The sequence below is a fragment of the Taibaiella chishuiensis genome (assembly GCF_003014535.1).
Lineage (GTDB): Bacteria > Bacteroidota > Bacteroidia > Chitinophagales > Chitinophagaceae > Taibaiella > Taibaiella chishuiensis.
On sequence record NZ_PYGD01000008.1, the window covers coordinates 164,990 to 183,985 of the forward strand.

Sequence of the window (18,996 nt, forward strand, 5' to 3'; positions counted from 1 at the left end):
GTTATGCAATTGCATTATCGCATGATATACAATTTTCCATAACCGTTCTTGAAAAACTTATCGACTGCCGCCTGCTTACGATGCATTACGTCCTCACCCCGGATCGAAGTAATGACACGATACAGGTAGACCCCGTTGCCCAATAGCTGCCCATACTCATCTTTACCATCCCAGCGGTAGTCGGTTATGTTGCGGCCGATGTGCAGGTCGCCCAATTCATGTTTTTTAATCTCCCGCACGATCTTACCCGTTACGGTCAGGATCTGGATCTTAAACTGCGCGGGTATCTCCGAACCGGTCATGGTAAAGATAAATTGGGTCGATGTAGAGAACGGATTGGGGTAATTGAGCACATGGGTAATAGAAGGCTTATTCTCTACCGTAAAACTGACCTCGTATAACGGCGCAGCACCGGCAGATCCTCCCGTCTTACCCGCCACATTACCCGCCTTATCCTTGCCGGTCACGCTGAGGCGGTATACGCCATCCTCCGGCAGTTCGGGCCGGTATTCGATCCGGGCTTCATTTTTACTGCCCGCCGCAGCCGGGTAAAAACGGCTGATAGCGCCATCAAAAGGGATATCGACCGGTGTACTGCTGCCGGGGCGTACCAGCTGCATACGCATCAGGGCAGTATCATTGAGCGGCATATGCATGTTCTCATCCCGCATCAGCACTTTGATCAGCGGTTTGGCAGACACGATATCCTTATCGAGGATATGTATGCCATCGAAGGTCACGTCCAGCACAGGGCTACGGTTATCGGCCTTCATGTTCAGGTTAAGATAGCCGAGATTGTTCGGGTGGTATTGTTCGGGCTGGGCATTGTCGGGGTTGGCTTCGATAAAGAGGAAATTATTACCGGGATATGCCATGGGATCGAATTCCAGGTCGGCGATCAGGGTGTCGTTACCCTGCAATTTTTTATAGCGCTTATCGGCAAGCAAATGTGTATTGTTGGCGGCATCGATCAACCGGTAACGCACCTGCATACTATCCATAGGTAGCGGTGTCAGGTTTTCGATCGCGATCTTTAACGAGGCCTGCTGCCCCGCCGTCAGCGAATCCCTGAACTCAAAATGCGCACTGGCATTCAGTGCGGCTTCGGGTACGGGCGCATACAATACGCGCCAGTAGTCGAGTTGCGCGCTGCTACGCGCTACAGTATCGACACTGTACCAGTTCAACCGCAGCTTCGGGTATTGTGCCGCGGCAATAAAGGACAGGGAAGTATCTCTCGAAAAGCCGGAATAGAGCAGCGTTTCACCATTCAGCGGCGACAGGCCATAAACCTGTACATAGGGCACATCGGAAGTGGCATGGTCCGTAGCGGAAGTACGCCATTTCAGGCGTTTCCATTCCTGCGCAGGCCCCACTACCGTGCTGTGCATTATGCCGGTATCCGGGTAGCTGGGAAAAGTAATATTATCCAGCGTGATCTTGCTTACTTCATCCGGGCTTACCAACTGGTAGACCGGGTAGCTGTTGTCTCCTTTTTTGCGGAAGAAAGCAAATACCTTTTTTACATTATTAAAATCGTCGATCTGGTCGAAGCCCAGGTTTTTGATCACATCATACAGGGTATTACCGGCGCCGTTCACTGCCGCATCGGCCTGCCACTGGGGCGCCGTCTGGCCGTTCCACCAGTCCGAAGAGGCATAGATCAGGTTCTTGATCATGATATAGTTACCGTCGGGCACCATATTGATCAGGTCCCTGGCTTTATTGCGCGATTCGCGTGTGCTGGTCGAGAACTCGTACTGGTACCGTCGCAGCATGCTATCCCCGCTGCAGGTGCGTTGCGAGCCATACAGGCCGTCAAGCGTGTTCTTCCAGGGCTGCCCGCTTACCGAGTCGATCACCAGGATCTGTACCGAGCCGCCAAAGGCACAGCCCCATTTATCCAGGGGCAGGTCGTTCAATGTTTGCCTTACATTATCATAATCGTTTTCGGTAGGATAGATCGTTTTGTTTTCGATCTTAAGTACGTTTATTTTCGGATGGAACTTAAATTTCCGGGTTGTTGCCGGCAGGTCCATCGTGGTCATTTCATTCTTCTTATACTGGAAATAATGCGACTGGTTCCAGCCTTCCGACCCATCGGCCAGGTAGATAAAGGAGCTGTACAACCAGCTGTTTACCCCATCGACCAGGGTATCCGGTGCGGTGCGCCAGTAATACACCACGCTGTCCCGGTAGGTAATATTGGGTTTCCAATGCAGCACACCACCGCTACTCATTATCTCTGTACTTTGTTTAAGCGGGCTGTCAAAGGTCTCTGTAGTATCGATTTCCAGCTTATAACGCCTGTTGCGGGCGAAAGCATTGAGTGTCGAGGCTTTCAATACGATGCCCGGGTCATGTACAATGGCAAACTCGGGCGGGTATACCGGCACCAGGTTTTCGGAGTAGATAAACAACTGCAGCGTAGCCGCATTATTCAGTTCGGACAACTCGTCGTAGCGGTCGCTGGCATCTACTTTAACGGTATATTTATTCAGACCGATATCCAGGTTCGCGTTAACCGGTATCCTGAAATACAGGGTATCGGTATGATAAAGCCCCGTAACCTGCAGGGTATCGGTGTATACGGCTGTAGCAGCGCCCGCGCGGGTATGCTCCACCCGCACCTGTACACTGCCCTGCTCCGCTTTACCGAGGTTATAGACCACGGCTTTAAGCGTAAAGGAATCCAATGCGGTGGTCACATTTACGGGTATGGCCGACAGACCGGCCTCTTCCACGGCATAGTCCCTCTTTTCCGGGTTATACATCGCAAGGGCAGGGTCGCCCTGGTAGACCAGGCATTGGGTATGTATGTCCATATTCTGGAGATTGGCATGATCCAGCACATAGGCTATATTCTTCCGGTATTGCTCCCCAAGCGTCTTGCCATAATCCCGGAAGGAAATGCTGCGCTCCAGGTTTTGCATATAGGCCGGCAGGACATTGGTCCAGCCGGTATTGTCGCCGGCGATCATCATGATGGAGCCGCCTTTTTGCGACAACAGGTACTGTTCGCTGATCGTCTTATTGGGAGAAAGCGTAAAGATCTGTCCTACGTTACAACCGTAGGCAAAAAAGGTCATAAACCTGGGGCTGGAATGATAATTATCGGGTGCATTAAGGTTAAAGTCGAAGCCGGACGAAGAAGCATGCCCGTAAAAGGTAAGGTTGCCCACGCCCCTGTTGACCATCGAATCCACTGCATTGCTGTTGGCCTGGTCTACCGGGTCTGTAGTGGATTTAGCCACCGTGATTACCCTGCCCCCAACCAGCGTATCTTCATAAATCTCTTTACAGGCCCGGAGCGAGCTCAGCAGCGAGACCTGCAGGCCCTGGTTGGAAGAGCCGGCGATATTCAGCCCTTTTTTCTTCCAAAGCTCGGAAGCGGCTGTAGGGGTAACATCAGGACGCATGGCCGCTTCGTACAGTTTTACTTTTTCGAGATAGCCGCCGATCTCATCATTGCTCCAGGCTGAAAAACGGCCGGTCGCCAGCACCGGTTTATTATCATTATAAATGCCGGATAAAAGATTGTCGGAACCGGGATCGCCCCAGGTCGGCACCGGCGCAAACGAGTACTGGCCGGCCGTTTGCTGGTAGGTGGTATACGTGTTATATAAAATACCTTTACCGACAATAAACAGGTAAGCCGGTTTGGGCGACCAATGATCGTTGGCATACCGGATAAAATTACGGATGCTGATCGGATGGTATTCAAAACCGGACCCGAACTGATCGTATAATTCGGTTACATCTACGATTACCGGGCTGTGGCCGCCGCCACTGGCACTGCTTCTGTAGGTTTTGTAATCGCCCAGGTAATTGGGCGAGGCCTGGATATAGCGCTTGTGACTCAGCATGATATAATCACCCTGGTTAGCCGTATTGCTGTAGTCCCTGAAGGTTACGGGCTGGAAACCCGTTACCGGCGTAATGTTCGCCACATTGGACAACATCATGTCCCGGTCGGTAAAGGAATTATCCAGGTAAAACTTCACCGTGCCGCCATCTACGGTACCCGTATATAATTTATTATTGCTGCGATCGATCAGCCTGGGCGCCTGCCCGCCGGCATTAAAGCCGGTTATCTCCAGGTAACGCGCTGCAGCCGGCACCCGGAAGCCTGCCGTATTACTGAACGCACCGGAGAAGTTATAAGTGCGGGGATAACGTATAGAAAGCTCCATAACATAAAACCGGGCCTGGGGACCGGCCGCATCGGTAAGGGTCAGTACCGTATTGGGGTCGCTGAGCAGGCCGGTGGAAATATCCATACTGCGTTTGACCATATCGAAGCCGTTTACGCTCGTGTCGAATACCGTCGTGTTATTCACCTTAACCGAAAATTGGTGCTGGCTAACCACTGCTGCATGTCCCGCAAAGGAAAAAGACAGGGAGGCATTGAGGCCGCCGTTATATACCTGTGTTACCGGTATATTCAATACACTCGTCAGACCGGGACCGGGATAAGCCCAGCCTTCGCCCAGGTCGTAACTGGCGGCAAAGAAATAGTCGCCGCCCATATGAGAGGGCCCCTGGTTAAAGGCACTCCTGATCTGTTCGCCGGGACGCGCCTGCACCCAGCAATACGGCGCTGCAGCCGGGGCCGGCGACGGTATAGCATTATTGACCAACTGCAGGCGCTGGTGGGGCGTATTATCGTAGGTCAGGAAATAGGTAGCCGTATCCGAGATGAGGTTCAGCTCTTTATTCGGCTGGTAATAAGGATCGGGGTAGAGATCGGTATCGATCCTGCCATCGGCCCGGGTAGCATAGAACTCGATAAAGTCGCCGCTCCCCAAAGTACCGGGTGTAGAGGTATACAGGGGCAGCTCCCTCCCCTCTCGGAAGATAGCTAATTGGTTGCCCGTAACACCCGGCATACCCAGGGCATCGAGTTCGGCTTTAGTGATCCGGTAAATACCCTCGCGGGCTATTTTGAACTTATAATAGGTATTGGCAAACCTGATCCACTCATTGCCGTAAAGTTGCCCGTAGCTGCGGGTTGCAGTCATGCCGCCCAGCAATAAGGCAAGCATAAGCAAGGCTAAAGATTTGTAAATGAACTGGCGCATCTCTGGTGATAAACGAACGCCGGGGCGTTCCGGGGTTAAAAAAAAGAACGACAAAATCAAGGTATCCGATAACATTCATTTACGATTACAGGCGGGGCCATCGCTGTCCCGCGCTCATCATGGCGCCCCCCCGCTGCCTACCGGATCAAAGACAGGTCACCTTTCAATACATAAGACACGCCTTGCACCGAAGTGTACCGGATATGGTAAAAATAGGTACCCTGATCTGCATCCTTGCCCTGGAACGTACCATCCCAGCCCTTACCCGGATCGAACGACGCGAACACCCGCTGGCCATAGCGGTTATAAACACTAAAGAGGTAAAACGATAAGGGACAGGCTATCCTGGGTTTCAATACATCATTAAGACCGTCACGATTAGGCGAAAAGGCGTTGGGCATAAAAGGATGGCATACACACTCCACGAAACCCACCCGCACCGAATCATAAAAAGTACCGCAGCTATTGGTTACCTGCAACCGGTATACCCCGTCTTCTGTTACCGTTATGGAATCGCCGGCGCTCCCACTACTCCAGCTGTACCCGCTTTGCGTACCCGCAAAAGCATGCAGGCTCAAGGGCGCGCCTACACATAAAGTCGTATCGCCTTCGCGGATACCCGATAGCGTATCGGTCAGGGTTACGCGAAAGGAATCCACCAGGACCGCACATTCCTGTTTTTCAGTCACCCAGTAAAGGCCTGTATTCCTGATGGTACGCTCGCGCAGAGTACTGCCGTCTTCCCAGCTGAAATTAGTATAACCCGCATCTGCGGCAAGTTGTACACTATCGCCCGGGCAGAGGGCAAAAGTATGGGTCTGCTGCTCCTCCATACCCTGGCGCAGCAGCACCAGCGGTGTGCCCAGTCCCAGCCCCACTTCGCCGGTAGCCGGAAAAAACGAGGTGGCCGGCATGGCCAGGGCAATCGTATCCAGGTTACAGGCCAGGCCGGCCTGGTTGGGATCGTTGATCCGCGATATATAAGCGGTGGTACCGGGCCAGATAGGAGCGATATAGATTTTCAGATCGGGGCCGGTACGCATGCCGCCGAAATGCCCCGTGCCCAGCGATACTTTGGAATTATTGATCGATGCGGTATCCGGGTAAGTGCTTACATCGAGTTGGACCAGTTCGTAGGGGGCATTCCCGGAGTAAAGCTTACGGCTATCGGGAGAGAAGGACAAGCCATATTTTTGCCCGGTATTTTGGCGATCGACCAGGACCACATTACTGATACTGCCGGTCGCCTTGTCGAAGCCGCCCAGCTCTATCGCGCCCGCGCTGGTGAAGGTATCAGGCAGCGTATTCACGGTCATGGCGATCTTCGTCTCATCCGGCGACACCTTCATTTCGCCGCTAAAGATGCTGCGATAAATACCGGTCGACAACACCGGCGCATGAATACCCTGGGCATCGATCCGGAAGGCTTTATATACCGGCGTTGTGAGCTGGTGTACGATAAGCCAGTACGAACAACCCAAACCACGGGCAATACACATCTGCTCCGCGATACCGGAATCAACGACCCTATTTTTTTGCGTAGCGATCACATCGCCGAGGCCATTATTGAGCGACATGTCCACGATCGAGTAACGGAGATAGGCAGGCAGGAAAGGCGAAAAGATGGTTTCCTCCAGCGCGTCAAGCACGAACACATAATACTGCTGCGCGTTTTGTGGCGATTGTACAATAGCAACGCCCTGGGTACTCGAGCCGGGATACAGGGGAGAGTTGCTGCCGTTGCCTAACAACCCGTCGCCGTTGGGCATTACGTTATGAAGGCCGTTCCATACCTTATTGCCATTGGAGTAAAACAGCAGGTGCCCCTCCTTGTCCGATACGGAAGCCGCTCCTTCGCGGGTTGCGATCTGCGTTTGAAAGAACACGGGTGCACCGCTGTTGAAGTTCAGGCCGGTCTGGTGCCCGAAAACCCATTGGTTGTTTTCCTTTTGCGCGCCGGCTATCAAACAGCAGCATATACCTGCTGCCAGCAATAAAACGTATCGGTACATAGGTGATAGGATGTGTAAGGATAAGTTTGTTCCTTATTTAACGGACAAGCTTAATTTTTATTCTTTCTTTTTCCTTATAAATTATTGAACCTGTAGTTTTTATTCATGAACAGACAATTTTATCTTACCAACCCCGTGCATCAGGACTGTCGCTGCTTTCACCGGGGCAGACACGCCCTTACCCAATCCCAGATACATTTTCCACCCGCAGGACCGGTCTCGATCAACCAGGGTTTACAAATATTTACATTAAAAAACAATTAATTAATATCAGTTATTTTATGCATTTGTTTTTTATTTTCACAATTCACTTTAAAAATCGTTTATCATGAAAAAAAAGAACGTCCCGGGCAAAAAGCTCCGGCTGGAGAAATGGACCGTTTCTTCATTGAACAGTATAAAAATTAAAGGCGGCCGTAACCTGCCTGGCGCAAACGAACAAAGCGTGGAAGACAGCCTTTGCGGACTATGTTCCTACTGGAAACATTGTAACAGCCTATTACAGTAGCCGGCACCTGGTTTAAATCCGTAATCTCTTAAAGCCACAATGGACGTCGTAAGGCGTCCATTGTGGCTTTCCGGGTTTATGCTGTAAGGGGGCTGACAAAGCAGGTTTGCGAAAACCTATTTTTTCAGGGCCCCGGTATGCTTATACGTACTGATCAGTAAACCGGTAGGCGTTGCTTTCGAATCTACAAACGTAAGTTCCCGGGCATCGATAGTGTCTCCCAGCAGGCGTTTGCCACTACCCAGCAAAACCGGGTAAGTAATAAGCACCAACTCGTCGGCCAGTCCCTGGTCGAGCAATACAGAGGTAAGTGTCGAACTGCCGACAACAATGATATCGGGACCCTCCTTCGATTTAAGCCCGGCAACCGCACCGACCAGGTCTGCGCCCAAAGGCCGCACCGGGCCCCATGCCAGGCTTTCCGGCCGGTGTGTGGCCACATATTTCGTAGCCGCATTAATGGCATTGGCCATCGGGAAGTCGCCGGCCGTGGGCCAGAAGCTACTGAAGATATCGTAGGTGTGGCGTCCCAACAGGAGATCGAAACCCGGGCCATAGGCCTGGAAAAGCATTTCAGCGCCGGCAGGACTTCTGTAAGGAGTCGTCCATGCGCCATACTTATAGTCCCCATCGTGCTCGATCACGCCGTCGAGCGAAATGTGTTCGAAAATCCTGATCTTGCTCATGTGTTTTGTTTTTTTATTATCCAAAATTAATGAGACGGAACAAGACCGGCGCGGTGCAATCGCGACAATAAGCGGGTGTATTTTACCGGTTAAAAAATAAGCAGGATTACATCACAACCGGAAGCGCCGGCATTCCAGCTCATCTGGTAGTTGACGCCACTATTACAGGTAGGGGCATTCGTACTCGTAAAGACATTATAAGGCACTGTGTTGGTAAGGGCAAAATTTGCGCTTACCGGCGTAGGATCAATGCCCGAGGGGCCCCTGCCCGCAATGGCGGAAGCACAACCGGCAGTTTGCAGACCGGCCGGTGCACTACTGCTGAAACCCGGCAGCAAAGCAGGATTAGCGAAGCTACTGTTGCCCGGGGCAATCGTCATAGGACCGAAAGTAAAAGGGTAAGCCGTACCCGTGGCAGGATCGGTGATCGTCCCCGTACCGGTATACACCTGGAAAGAACAGGGTATCAGGTTTAAGATCGTAAAGGAACCTGCAAAGGTTTTACCGATCGTTACGAGCAGGAACAACAAGGATAACAAGCTTATTTTTTTCATAAGAGATAATAATGGGTTTCCGGTAAATAAAGGTTAGCGGAACAAATATATCGCTCCCCTGTTTCCTGCAAAATGGCAATGAGCAACCGCGACGCCCGGGCCGGCAACTGCGTTATTATCACGCCGGTTTGCCCCCCCGACTGTTCGCAGCGTCCCGCTACGAACAAAGAATTACATGAGTTGCAATTATTAGCCACAAAAAATAAAGTCAACTATATAGTTGACTTTATTTTTTGTACCTTTGCTTCAAATAAACAGGATATGCAATTCGATCTTATCCGGGAGCTTGGCTACAAAGCACTCGACAGCAGGTTAAAGCGGATCAGCGACCGCATGTCGCACGATGTGCGCCGGTTTTATAAAGAAATGGGCATAGACGTAGAACCCAATTGGTACCTGGTATTTATGTTGCTGCAAAAGGAAGGGGAGATCCCGATCACGGCCATTGCCGAACCCCTCGGTTATACCCACCCTTCCGTTGCCGTTATCGTAAAGAAAATGGCGGACAAGGGTTACCTGCTGGTCCGGAAAGACAGGACAGACAAGCGCCAGCAACTCGTATCCCTGTCTGACAAGGCCCTGGCGATGCTGCCGCAGCTGGAAGCCGTATGGCGCAGTTGCGAAAAAGCGATCCTGAAGATGCTGAACAAAGACCTGGCGATACTCCATCATCTCGATCATATAGACGAGGCCCTGGAAAAGAGCTCCTTTCATAACCGGTTCAAACAGGAATATCTTAAATCAAAAGGCAAATAAGGCTATCCATCCGGTAACAATAAAAAACACCATCAAAACAAGCAACCTATGCACCAGAGACCAACACCGGTGATCATCAACAAGCAAAAGCGGGTATCTCTACCGATGCTGTTGCCGTTCTATATCGCTTTGCTTTGCACTACCCTATCGCTGCGGGCAACCGGTAAGACCCATTCCACGCAAGACCCTGCAGAAAAAGTTATCGCTGAAGAAACGGCCAGGCTAATGGCTTTGCCGGGTTACCAGGCAGTTTCGGGCGTGATCTATATCCGGGGCAAGGCCCGGCATTTTCACTATGGTAAGTTGAACAACGGGAAAAAGCCGGATAACAATACCCTCTTCGAAATCGGTTCGATCACAAAAACCTATACCGGCCTGTTGCTTGCCCAGGCGGTGTACGATCGCAAGATCAACCTGGACGAAGATGTCCGGCATTACCTGGACGGCGCTTATCCCAACCTTGTCCTCGCCGGTGGCCGGCCTATTACGATCCGGCACCTGGTAACCCATACTGCGGGGCTTCCCCTGCTGATCAACTGCGCAGATATGCACCAGGCCGTTACCTGGCAGGACGATTGTTATCGCCGGTTCAAACAGGAAGATTTTTTCAATGCACTAAAAACAGTGCAGCTGATCGATAGTTCCGGCGACAACTATCATTATTCGGGCACCGGCCTTCAGCTGATTGGTTATATATTGGAGCGGGTATACCACAAAAGCCAGATGGAGCTACTCCGGCAATATGTCTTTGCCCGTTCGGGCGAGCGGCAGACCTTTTCCGTGTTGCAGCAGGAAGGCCATCCCCATATATCAACGGGCAATACCAGCGAAGGCAAACCTGCGCCCCTGATCAATGGTTTTTATACCTACTCCGGCGGCATGAAATCCACCACGGCTTCGATGCTGGACTATATGAGGATGTACCTGGAAAGCAGCGACCCGGTGGTGCAACAATCCATGGAACGACTGGCGGGTGACGCACAGCGCGGGCGGGCTTATGCCTGGAACACCTTTGCCTATGACCAAGCCGGGAAAATGCTGTATCATAACGGTGGCAGTTTTGGCCATTCCTCCTGGATAGCACTTTATCCCCGTCAAAAGGCGGGCATCTTTATCGTAACCAATGTAGTAACCGCCGATGCGCAGCGCCTGCTGAACGAGCTGTCCAACCGCATTGTCGACCGGCTCGGCATCATCGGCAAATGATTCTTATTGTCCCGGCTGCGCCGCATGATCCATGATCCGTCTTTAACTATCACCCGGCACATCGGGGATGCCATGCTCCTGCTTATTGTTCTTTCCAAAATCCAGCTTTCCGAAACGATAACTGAATGTGATCCCCAGCGAACGGAGCGGAATTAATCTTATGTTGTAAGCCTGGTAAACGTCATTGCTGATCGTAGTAACCTGCCTGACCGAATTGGCAAAGGGATTGGTGGCGGTAAAACCCAGGCTGGCCTTTTTATGCCACAATTGCTTCCTGATGGCCAGGGTATACGTGAAGAACTGGGGATTTTTGCCCTGGATATTGTTAAACGGAGATTTGTAATTACCAAAAACTTCAGCAACGATATCATGCGGAAACTGGTAGTTAACGTTGAGGTTGGCGTTACAGCTAAAGCTGTTCGTTAGCGGGTTTGCGCCCGCCAGGTTATTGATGATATGCCTGTTAAAGACCATAAGATTGGCCCTTGCACTAAGATGCGGCATTAAGGGGAAGGAACCTGAAAACATAAGACCGGTGTTATATTCGGTGCCTATATTTCTTTTATTGGTAATGGAGATGTTATGGTACGTCGAGTCACCGATAATATATTGCGGATAGAATTCGGTAAAAGGTTTTATATCCTGGCTGTTGATACGCTCCACCAGCGATACATAAAGATTACCGCCATTGCTGAATGACTGACTATACCCCAGCTCAAAATTATCGCCCAGCTCCGGTTTTAAGAAAGGATTACCGGTTGTGATATTGTAAGGATCGCTGAGGTTTAAGAATGGATTCAGCTCTTCATATTCGGGCCGCTCGATACGGTGCGTATAAGCCAGCTTTACAAAACGGCTTTCGTCCAGCTTATGGGACAGGATCAACGATGGCACATAGGTATTGTACGAAGGCACCCTGGTATCCCGGTAATCCATACTGATATCGGTATGTTCTATGCGCAAGCCGGCTTTCAGGTCTACATAATTAAACAGCGATAAAGTAGCCGAAAGGTAACCCGCATAAATATTCATTTTATAATGCAGGTTATAAGACTGAACAGGATCATCTATATAATTGCCGCCCGGCAACGAAAGACTGCTGATGCCGGTAAGGCTGCTGATATGATTAAAACTGCTTTTGGCGCCTGCTTCCAGCAACAATTTCTTGCTGAAGGGACGTATATATTCCAGCGCAATATTGTTTTGATTATTGGTGCCGGGGTTATAACTGGCGACACCCGTATAAGGCATAAGCGCTCCCTCGTAAGCCTGTTGCTGGCTATACTGCATCGTGGGCCGCCCGTAGCTGGCGTAATAATCGATATTCAGCTCTTCGCCTTCGTGCCTGAATTTATGCTTATAACTTAAGGACCATTCCAGGGAATGATTATTCATGCCACCGGTGACATCCCGCGTACTGTTGCTCCCGGATAAGACCTTGCCCTGCGCATCTTTAACCGTCTCGCTCAATTGCGTTATACCGTCGCGGCGATTCGTGAAATATCTGTACTGAAAGGAGCCTGTGAAAATGTCTCGTTTTGAAGCGGCCCAGTCAAAGCCCATACCGGCTTGCATACCTCCGCGGCTTAAGTTGTTGTAGCCTTCCTGTAATAAACGGGTCGTGGTTGCATCGGCCGCGTTGACCGAGCTGCGGTCCTGTGTATTTAACGACCGGGCACGAAGCGTAGCGTTGCCGGAAAAGAAAGCATTAAGGCCCAGGTTACCGTTACGCGCATTTAAATTGATGGAAGTATTTTCGGTCCTCGTGCCCAGCGCGCCATTGATGCTGCCGTTCATCCCTTTTATTTTACTTTCTTTCAATATAATATTGATAATGCCGCCCGTGCCCTGGGCATCATACCTGGCGCCGGGGCTGGTTATGGCCTCGATACGGCTTATCTGGCTGGCTGGTATGGCCGATAAAGCATCGGTAAGATTGTTACCGAAAACACCCGAAGGTTTACCATTGATTAAAAAACGGATATTGGCATTGCCCTGTAACGTTACATTGCCGTCCACGTCGACCGATACCTGCGGCACCTTACTGAGTACATCCAGGGCTACTCCGCCCTGGGCCGTAATATCGTTGGCCGCATTGAATACTACCTTATCGATTTTATTTTCTACAACCGGCGCCAGCGCAGAGATCACCACATCCGACAAGGTTTGTGTATTGGCACGAAGCTGTATCACAGGCAGCTTTACCCGCGGCACGCCCGGGTTGAGCGTCAGCGTATCCGACCGGTAATCGGCGTATCCCAGGAAGGATGCGGATATCCTGTATTTGCCGCCGGGTATATCTTTAATGGTAAAATTGCCCGAGGAATCCGCGCTTGTACCATCCAGCAGCTTTCCCGTCAAAACATCCTGGAGCGAGATCGTTGCATACTCAACGCCTTGGGAGGTTTGTGCATCCAGCACCCGGCCGGTGATTAATGTTTGTGCGTTTATGTCGAATCCTGCACAGGCAAGCAAAGCCAGTACCGCTATGTTTTTCATCAATTCCAAAAGGTTTTACAAAGGCAAACCTAAAAGGCGATTCTGATTATTTCCTGGAGTTGGGCGCCTGTAGCCATTTTTTATACCGGCCATTGCAAGTCAAAATGATGGAACCCCGATTCGAAGCGGTAAGTAATGCCGATACCCTGAACATCACAGATCTGCTTAATGATGGAAAGCCCTAATCCGTTACTCTGGCTATGCGCGGCTTTTTTATAAAACCGGTGGAAGAGTCTTGTATTATCCAGGCTACCAGAAACGGCAGTATTGCTGATACGAAGCATACCCGGGCACAGCCGGATCATGACGGAGCCGCCCTGTTGTGTATGCAGCGCGGCATTGGCCAGCATATTGTTGAGGAGTATATCAACCAGCTCGGTATTGGCCTTTAAAGCAGTGGCAGTAAGGTCTGCGGTAACCGTTATTCCTTTGGCATTCCAGAAGTCTTCGAACTGGACCAGTTTCTCTTTCAGGGCCGCTTCCAGGTCAATCGCCTGCACTGCGGCAAACTGCCTGTTTTCGATTTTGGTCAACAACAACAGCGACTGGTTGAGTTTCGCAAGCCGGTTAATACTGGTATAGGCACTCTTGAGGGCCAGGCCCTGGCTATCTGTTAAACCCTCTTCCTGGATAACCAGGTCCAGCTTGGAACGGATAATAGCCAGGGGCGTCTGTAATTCGTGTGCCGCATTTTCCGTAAACTCCTTTAAAATACGGTAATCATTATTGGCTTCACGCATTACCCCGGAAAGGGTACGGTTCAGGAAGCTGAATTCCTCGATACCGGCGGTAGCGAAAACAGGCACATACCCCCGGCTCAGTTTGAAATGCCCGAGCTCTTCCAGGGTCGTGTAAAAGGGCTTCCATAATTTTTTGAGTATGATCCTGTTTAAAACAACAGAACCCGAAACTATGGCCAAAAGCAGCACGAGTGTCGTGGCTGCAATTGTCTTCGTGAGCGTTTTTGTGCCTTCTACCGGTTTGGCAATATTGAATGCATAGTAAGTATCCCCGATTTTTTCTGTAAACGTCAGTTGCCGGTACGTACTTTCTTTTTGTTCTTCTGCATTAAACCGCGAAACCAAAACAAATTTCTTTTTCAGCGCCACATTTACGGGTTCATAGGTCACGACAATATCCTCGAAGAATTCAAAGCGGGGGAGCTCGTTATGTTGTTTTATAAAAACGTGCAGTTTATCCTTATAGTCATTCAGGCTCTCGTCCAGTTCATGAATAAAAAGGTTACTGATCAGCAGGTAGTAGGCTATACCGGACAATACAAATACAACTGCCATTACAGACAGGTTGATGCGATTGTATTTAGTGAATAGTTTCATAGCCGCTTATGAAGGAATACTGAATTTATAACCCATACCGTAAACGGCTTTAATATATTCCGGGCATCCCGCCTCTGCCAGCTTCCGGCGCAGATTTTTGATATGCGAATAAATAAAGTCATAGTTATCCGCCATATCAACATCATCGCCCCATAAATGCGTTACAATTGCCTCTTTGGTCACGACCCTGTTTTTATTGCTGACGAAATAAAGCAGCAGCTCATATTCCTTGCGGGTAAGGGGTACCGCCTCTTCATTATTTTTCAAAGTCTTATCCCGGATATCCAGGGTCAGGTGATCGATAACGATCTGGTTTTGTCCTGAAAATGATTTGCGGCGGATGATAGCCGCTACCCGCGCCCCGAGCTCAGGCAGGTGGAAGGGTTTAGACAGGTAATCATCCGCGCCCAGGTTGAGGCCGACGATCTTATCATCCGGGGAATTGCGTGCACTCACGATCAATACCCCATCCTCCTTGCCCTGCCGTTTCAGCTCTTTCAGTATTTCCAGCCCGCTTCCGTTGGGCAGGGTAATATCCAGTATGATACAGGCATACTCATTTAAGCATATCTTATCCAGCGCACTTTCAAATTCGTAAGCCACTTCGCAGGTATACTGCTCCAGGGCGAGGTATTGCCTGATACTATCCGAAAGGTCTTTTTCGTCTTCTATGATCAGCAGTTTCATGATGCAAAGAAAAAATCCAATTCTGTTTTTTTTCTGAAGAAAAATACGCTGCCCCGCTACAGAAAAAAATCAGGATCGGGTTTGAACTTGCTGCTTCATCTTTCAAATAACGATCATGAAAAGACAAATTGTAATGATACTGGCGGCCATGGCCTTTACCCAGGCAAACGCACAGCAAAAAAAAGAAACACCGGTAACACCCGGCAATGAAGCGAAAGCGGCGTTTAACCAGAAATTTCCGGGCGCAACCAAAGCGCGATGGGAAAAGGAAGGCGCCGATTTAGAAGTTAATTTCGAAATGAACGGCCATGAGATGTCGGCCGTATTTAGTCCAAAGGGCCAGTGGCAGGAAACCGAGACGGAAATCCCGGTTAAAGCTTTGCCGGCCAATGCAAGCCGGTACCTGCAGGAGCACTTCGCAGGACAAAAGGTGTCGGAAGCCGCCAGGATCGAAAAAGCAGACGGATCTGTCCGTTACGAAGCAGAAGTAGGCAAAAAAGACATACTCTTCGATGCCTCGGGCAAGTGGCTGAAGTAAACCCGGAGCGCGGCAATGATGTATTGCCGCGCTTCTTTTAATTTGCGCCGAACCCAACAATCCACCGGTCCGGGATTAAAGCAGAAAAGTTGGGTTTGTTCGGCGCGGTGCTGCGCTGCGAGCAAAAATGAAATGCACAGGATCACATGCACCAAGGAGGTTCATGATCGACCGATTCTGTAGGAAAGCTGTACCTATTGCTAACATTCTGTAGAATCTGTAGTAATTCTGTGATTAATTTAACCTGCCGATTACGAAACAGTTATCTAATTATTGTACTTTTCAAAAGGGACTTTTGTTTTTTCAAATCTAAATTCTTTTGCAAAAAAATTATCTGTGCAAAGGAAATTTATCGCGACTACTTCCCTCTTTTTACTCCCGTTTTTTTTAAGTGCCCAACAGCCGGGCAGGCATCAGCTGAAGGGCAGGATCACCGATGCCGCCAGCGGCGAAACACTGGTTGGCGCATCGGTCTATATAACACAACTGAACAAAGGCGCTGCTGCAGAGCTCGATGGTTCCTTCCTGATCAGGGATATCGATGCCGGCACTTACCGGCTTAAAGTGAGCTACCTCGGGTACAATACCCTGGACACCACGATAAACCTGGACCAGGACCTTAAAATAAACTGGCAGCTACACAGCAATTCAAGGATCGACGAAGTGATTGTAACCGGTAAGGCCGATGGAGAATCGGAAGGCAGCGCCAAGAAGTCGGAACAGCATGCCGATAACCTGGTCAATATTATCTCTGCCCGCGCAATACAGTTATCGCCCGACATTACCGTGGGTAATATACTGCAACGTGTTTCGGGCGTGTCCATAGAACGCAGCAGCAGCGGCGAAGGCCGCTATGCCATTATCAGGGGCATGGACCAACGGTATAACAATACCCTGATCAACGGGATTAAAATACCCAGCCCGGATACCAAGAGCAGGTATGTGCCACTGGATATATTCCCGGCAGAGATCATCGAGCGGATCGAAGTCAATAAAACACTGACCCCGGATATGGAAGGCGACGCCATCGGCGGCACGGTGAATATGGTAACGAAGAATGCGCCGGAGCAACCCTACCTGAACGCCAGCCTGGCTACGGGTTATAACCAGACCCTGCTGAACCGGAAGTATGATTACTTCCCGGTGAGCGCAATCCAAAAGCAATCGCCGTATGAAAAGAACGGTCCCGGTTATGCGGCGCAGCCTTCCGACTTTACCAGGGATAACCTTAATTTTCAAAAGAAGACGATGCTGCCCAATATTCTGGGATCCTTATCTATCGGCAACCGTTTTTTCAGGAAGAGGCTCGGGATCATGCTATCCGCCTCCTACCAGAATACGAATAAAGGTTACAGCAGCAACTTCAACCCCGACGACTACCAGGAAGGCGGATTGCTGTATATCAAAAATGCATACAGCAGGACTTACTCCGCTCAGTCGATCCGAACCGGGTTGAACCTGAAATCAGATTACCGGTTGAACAACAATCATAAAATCAGCCTGTACGCCCTGTATTGTAATTTAAACGAGGCCCAGACCAGGCTCACGACAGACACGCTGCAACCCGCGCCGCGCACGATGCCCGGTACCGGGCAGATCTGGTATTATGGCAGGGCAAAATACCAGACACAGAATATTTTCAATACGACGTTACAGGGAGATCATAAATTCTTCAATGATCACCTGGTCCTCAACTGGTCGGCAGTTTATGCCCTGGCCACCAACCGGATACCCGACTGGGCGGAATATGAATACGACGGGGGCTATTATACCGATCCGGCAACGCCCGGCACACCACCCTATCAGCACCCCAATGTGCTGCAACCCTACAACCGCAGCTGGTGGTACAATACAGACCAGGACAAGACGGGTTATATACGGCTCAGTTATAACCATAAACTTGCCGGCATACCCTTTACGCTGACTGCGGGCGGCATGTACCGGAGCAAACACCGCGACAACCACTACGACAACTACCAGTTACGCCCCATTGCCGATCCCGGTAAATCCAACCAGCTCTGGACAGATATCTACCATTACAATTGGGAGGTGTTTAACCCCTACGGCTCCAATGCAGATGCCAATAACTATACCTCCGACGAGCACATTGCCGCATACTATGCGATGCTGAAATTCAATATACACCAGCTGGAAATTACAGGCGGCATCCGTTCGGAAATAACCGACCAGAGCTTCGCCACCAATGTACCGGTAACCCAGGCCGCCAAGACCGGCAAGATCCACTACAGCGACCTGCTGCCCAGCCTTAATTTAAAATATAAACTTTCTGAGCAGATCAACCTGAGGGCATCCTATTTCAGCTCCATATCACGGCCGAGCTTTTTCGAAATTACCCCGTACCGGTACCAGGGCGACGACTGGAACGAAATCGGCAACCCCTACCTGAAACATAGTACCGCCAGCAATATCGATTTCCGCTTCGAATATTTTCCGCGCGCCAATGAACAGGTACTCGTAGGCGTGTTCTATAAAAACATACATGACCCGATAGAATATGGCTTTTCTTTTATCAATAAAAACAAGGTATACCAACCCAGCAACTTTGGCGACGCCACTAATTTCGGTTTCGAGGCCGTTTATGAAAAATACATAAGAAACTTTGGTATCCGTACCAACTATACCTATACCAACTCGGCGATCACCACCACAAAAATCCTAACCAAAATCGAAAGTAACGGGCAGGTATCCGCACCCTTCTTCCCCGAGGAGAAAAGGCCTTTGCAGGGCCAGTCGGCGCATATCGCCAATATCGCCTTATTGTACAAAAGCGTGAAACATGGTATTAATGCACAGCTTACCTGGCAGTATACGGGCAGGCGTATCGTGCTGGTATCGCCTTACTACGACTTTGATTACTGGCAAAAAGGGATGAGCATTTTCGACCTGTCGGCTGAGAAAACGATCGTAAAACACTTTGCTCTTTTTGCCAAGGTGCAAAACCTCTTTAACGCACCCTATACCGTATACATCAATCAGCCACCAAGCAATTCCATACCGGTTTCCAACCAGGTCAATGTTCCCGCCGGTAAAACCCTGGCACAAAAAGACTATTTCGGGCAGACTTACCAACTGGGTCTGCGCTATACCCTATAATCCGTTTATTAATCAACC

The 18,996-nt window shown here is 50.1% G+C and carries 12 protein-coding genes; 5 read left to right on the forward strand and 7 right to left on the reverse strand.

The features are described 5' to 3' along the window. Positions 1–14 precede the first annotated feature (14 nt). Positions 15–5,081, reverse strand: a complete 5,067-nt coding sequence (gene porU2 / locus B0I18_RS18755) for a putative type IX secretion system sortase PorU2 (protein WP_181358523.1) — start codon at positions 5,079–5,081, stop codon at positions 15–17. Positions 5,082–5,218: 137 nt separating this feature from the next. Further along, positions 5,219–7,093, reverse strand: a complete 1,875-nt coding sequence (locus tag B0I18_RS18760; RefSeq protein WP_106524283.1) for a T9SS type B sorting domain-containing protein — start codon at positions 7,091–7,093, stop codon at positions 5,219–5,221. A gap of 328 nt (positions 7,094–7,421) precedes the next feature. Between B0I18_RS18760 and B0I18_RS18765 the strand changes: the two genes are divergently transcribed. After that, on the forward strand, positions 7,422–7,601 hold the full coding sequence (locus tag B0I18_RS18765; protein ID WP_106524284.1) for a class I lanthipeptide: 180 nt from the start codon (positions 7,422–7,424) through the stop codon (positions 7,599–7,601). Positions 7,602–7,717: 116 nt separating this feature from the next. On the opposite strand, the gene B0I18_RS18770 is transcribed toward B0I18_RS18765, so the two are convergent. Next, positions 7,718–8,287 (reverse strand): dihydrofolate reductase family protein, encoded by a 570-nt coding sequence (locus B0I18_RS18770; protein WP_106524285.1) that lies wholly within the window; start codon positions 8,285–8,287, stop codon positions 7,718–7,720. A gap of 89 nt (positions 8,288–8,376) precedes the next feature. Further along, on the reverse strand, positions 8,377–8,841 hold the full coding sequence (locus B0I18_RS18775; RefSeq protein ID WP_106524286.1) for a hypothetical protein: 465 nt from the start codon (positions 8,839–8,841) through the stop codon (positions 8,377–8,379). Positions 8,842–9,102: 261 nt separating this feature from the next. Here B0I18_RS18775 and B0I18_RS18780 point away from each other — a divergent pair, with 261 nt between their 5' ends. Beyond that, entirely contained in the window at positions 9,103–9,597 is a 495-nt protein-coding gene (locus B0I18_RS18780; protein ID WP_106524345.1) for a MarR family winged helix-turn-helix transcriptional regulator, read from the forward strand. A gap of 48 nt (positions 9,598–9,645) precedes the next feature. Further along, complete coding sequence (locus B0I18_RS18785; RefSeq protein WP_106524287.1) at positions 9,646–10,803, forward strand: serine hydrolase domain-containing protein; 1,158 nt, start codon at positions 9,646–9,648, stop codon at positions 10,801–10,803. 42 nt (positions 10,804–10,845) lie between these two features. On the opposite strand, the gene B0I18_RS18790 is transcribed toward B0I18_RS18785, so the two are convergent. The 3 genes from B0I18_RS18790 to B0I18_RS18800 all read right to left on the reverse strand — a co-directional run bounded on the left by B0I18_RS18790 (position 10,846) and on the right by B0I18_RS18800 (position 15,326). Further along, positions 10,846–13,302 carry a TonB-dependent receptor domain-containing protein gene (locus B0I18_RS18790; protein ID WP_106524288.1) on the reverse strand — a complete coding sequence of 819 codons (2,457 nt, stop codon included), beginning with the start codon at positions 13,300–13,302 and terminating at the stop codon, positions 10,846–10,848. 80 nt (positions 13,303–13,382) lie between these two features. Continuing rightward, a complete protein-coding gene (locus B0I18_RS18795) occupies positions 13,383–14,639 on the reverse strand; it encodes a sensor histidine kinase (RefSeq protein ID WP_106524289.1) in 1,257 nt (418 codons plus the stop codon). A gap of 6 nt (positions 14,640–14,645) precedes the next feature. Beyond that, positions 14,646–15,326, reverse strand: coding sequence for a response regulator transcription factor (locus tag B0I18_RS18800; protein ID WP_106524290.1), 681 nt, complete (start codon positions 15,324–15,326; stop codon positions 14,646–14,648). Positions 15,327–15,441: 115 nt separating this feature from the next. Between B0I18_RS18800 and B0I18_RS18805 the strand changes: the two genes are divergently transcribed. Together B0I18_RS18805 and B0I18_RS18810 are read left to right on the forward strand one after the other, a co-directional pair. Then, the gene (locus tag B0I18_RS18805; RefSeq protein WP_106524291.1) at positions 15,442–15,864 is read left to right on the forward strand and encodes a PepSY-like domain-containing protein; all 423 of its coding nucleotides are present in this window, start codon (positions 15,442–15,444) and stop codon (positions 15,862–15,864) included. 336 nt (positions 15,865–16,200) lie between these two features. Then, on the forward strand, positions 16,201–18,978 hold the full coding sequence (locus B0I18_RS18810; RefSeq protein ID WP_181358524.1) for a TonB-dependent receptor: 2,778 nt from the start codon (positions 16,201–16,203) through the stop codon (positions 18,976–18,978). Positions 18,979–18,996: the final 18 nt, after the last annotated feature.

Excerpts from the sequence above, each read along its gene's own strand:
- B0I18_RS18770 (WP_106524285.1), bottom strand. The coding sequence starts at position 8,287 with ATGAGCAAGATCAGGATTTTCGAACACATTTCGCTCGACGGCGTGATC.
- B0I18_RS18800 (WP_106524290.1), bottom strand. The coding sequence starts at position 15,326 with ATGAAACTGCTGATCATAGAAGACGAAAAAGACCTTTCGGATAGTATC.
- B0I18_RS18795 (WP_106524289.1), bottom strand. The coding sequence starts at position 14,639 with ATGAAACTATTCACTAAATACAATCGCATCAACCTGTCTGTAATGGCA.
- B0I18_RS18785 (WP_106524287.1), top strand. The coding sequence starts at position 9,646 with ATGCACCAGAGACCAACACCGGTGATCATCAACAAGCAAAAGCGGGTA.
- B0I18_RS18780 (WP_106524345.1), top strand. The coding sequence starts at position 9,103 with ATGCAATTCGATCTTATCCGGGAGCTTGGCTACAAAGCACTCGACAGC.
- B0I18_RS18765 (WP_106524284.1), top strand. The coding sequence starts at position 7,422 with ATGAAAAAAAAGAACGTCCCGGGCAAAAAGCTCCGGCTGGAGAAATGG.
- B0I18_RS18775 (WP_106524286.1), bottom strand. The coding sequence starts at position 8,841 with ATGAAAAAAATAAGCTTGTTATCCTTGTTGTTCCTGCTCGTAACGATC.
- B0I18_RS18760 (WP_106524283.1), bottom strand. The coding sequence starts at position 7,093 with ATGTACCGATACGTTTTATTGCTGGCAGCAGGTATATGCTGCTGTTTG.
- porU2 (WP_181358523.1), bottom strand. The coding sequence starts at position 5,081 with ATGCGCCAGTTCATTTACAAATCTTTAGCCTTGCTTATGCTTGCCTTA.
- B0I18_RS18805 (WP_106524291.1), top strand. The coding sequence starts at position 15,442 with ATGAAAAGACAAATTGTAATGATACTGGCGGCCATGGCCTTTACCCAG.
- B0I18_RS18790 (WP_106524288.1), bottom strand. The coding sequence starts at position 13,302 with ATGAAAAACATAGCGGTACTGGCTTTGCTTGCCTGTGCAGGATTCGAC.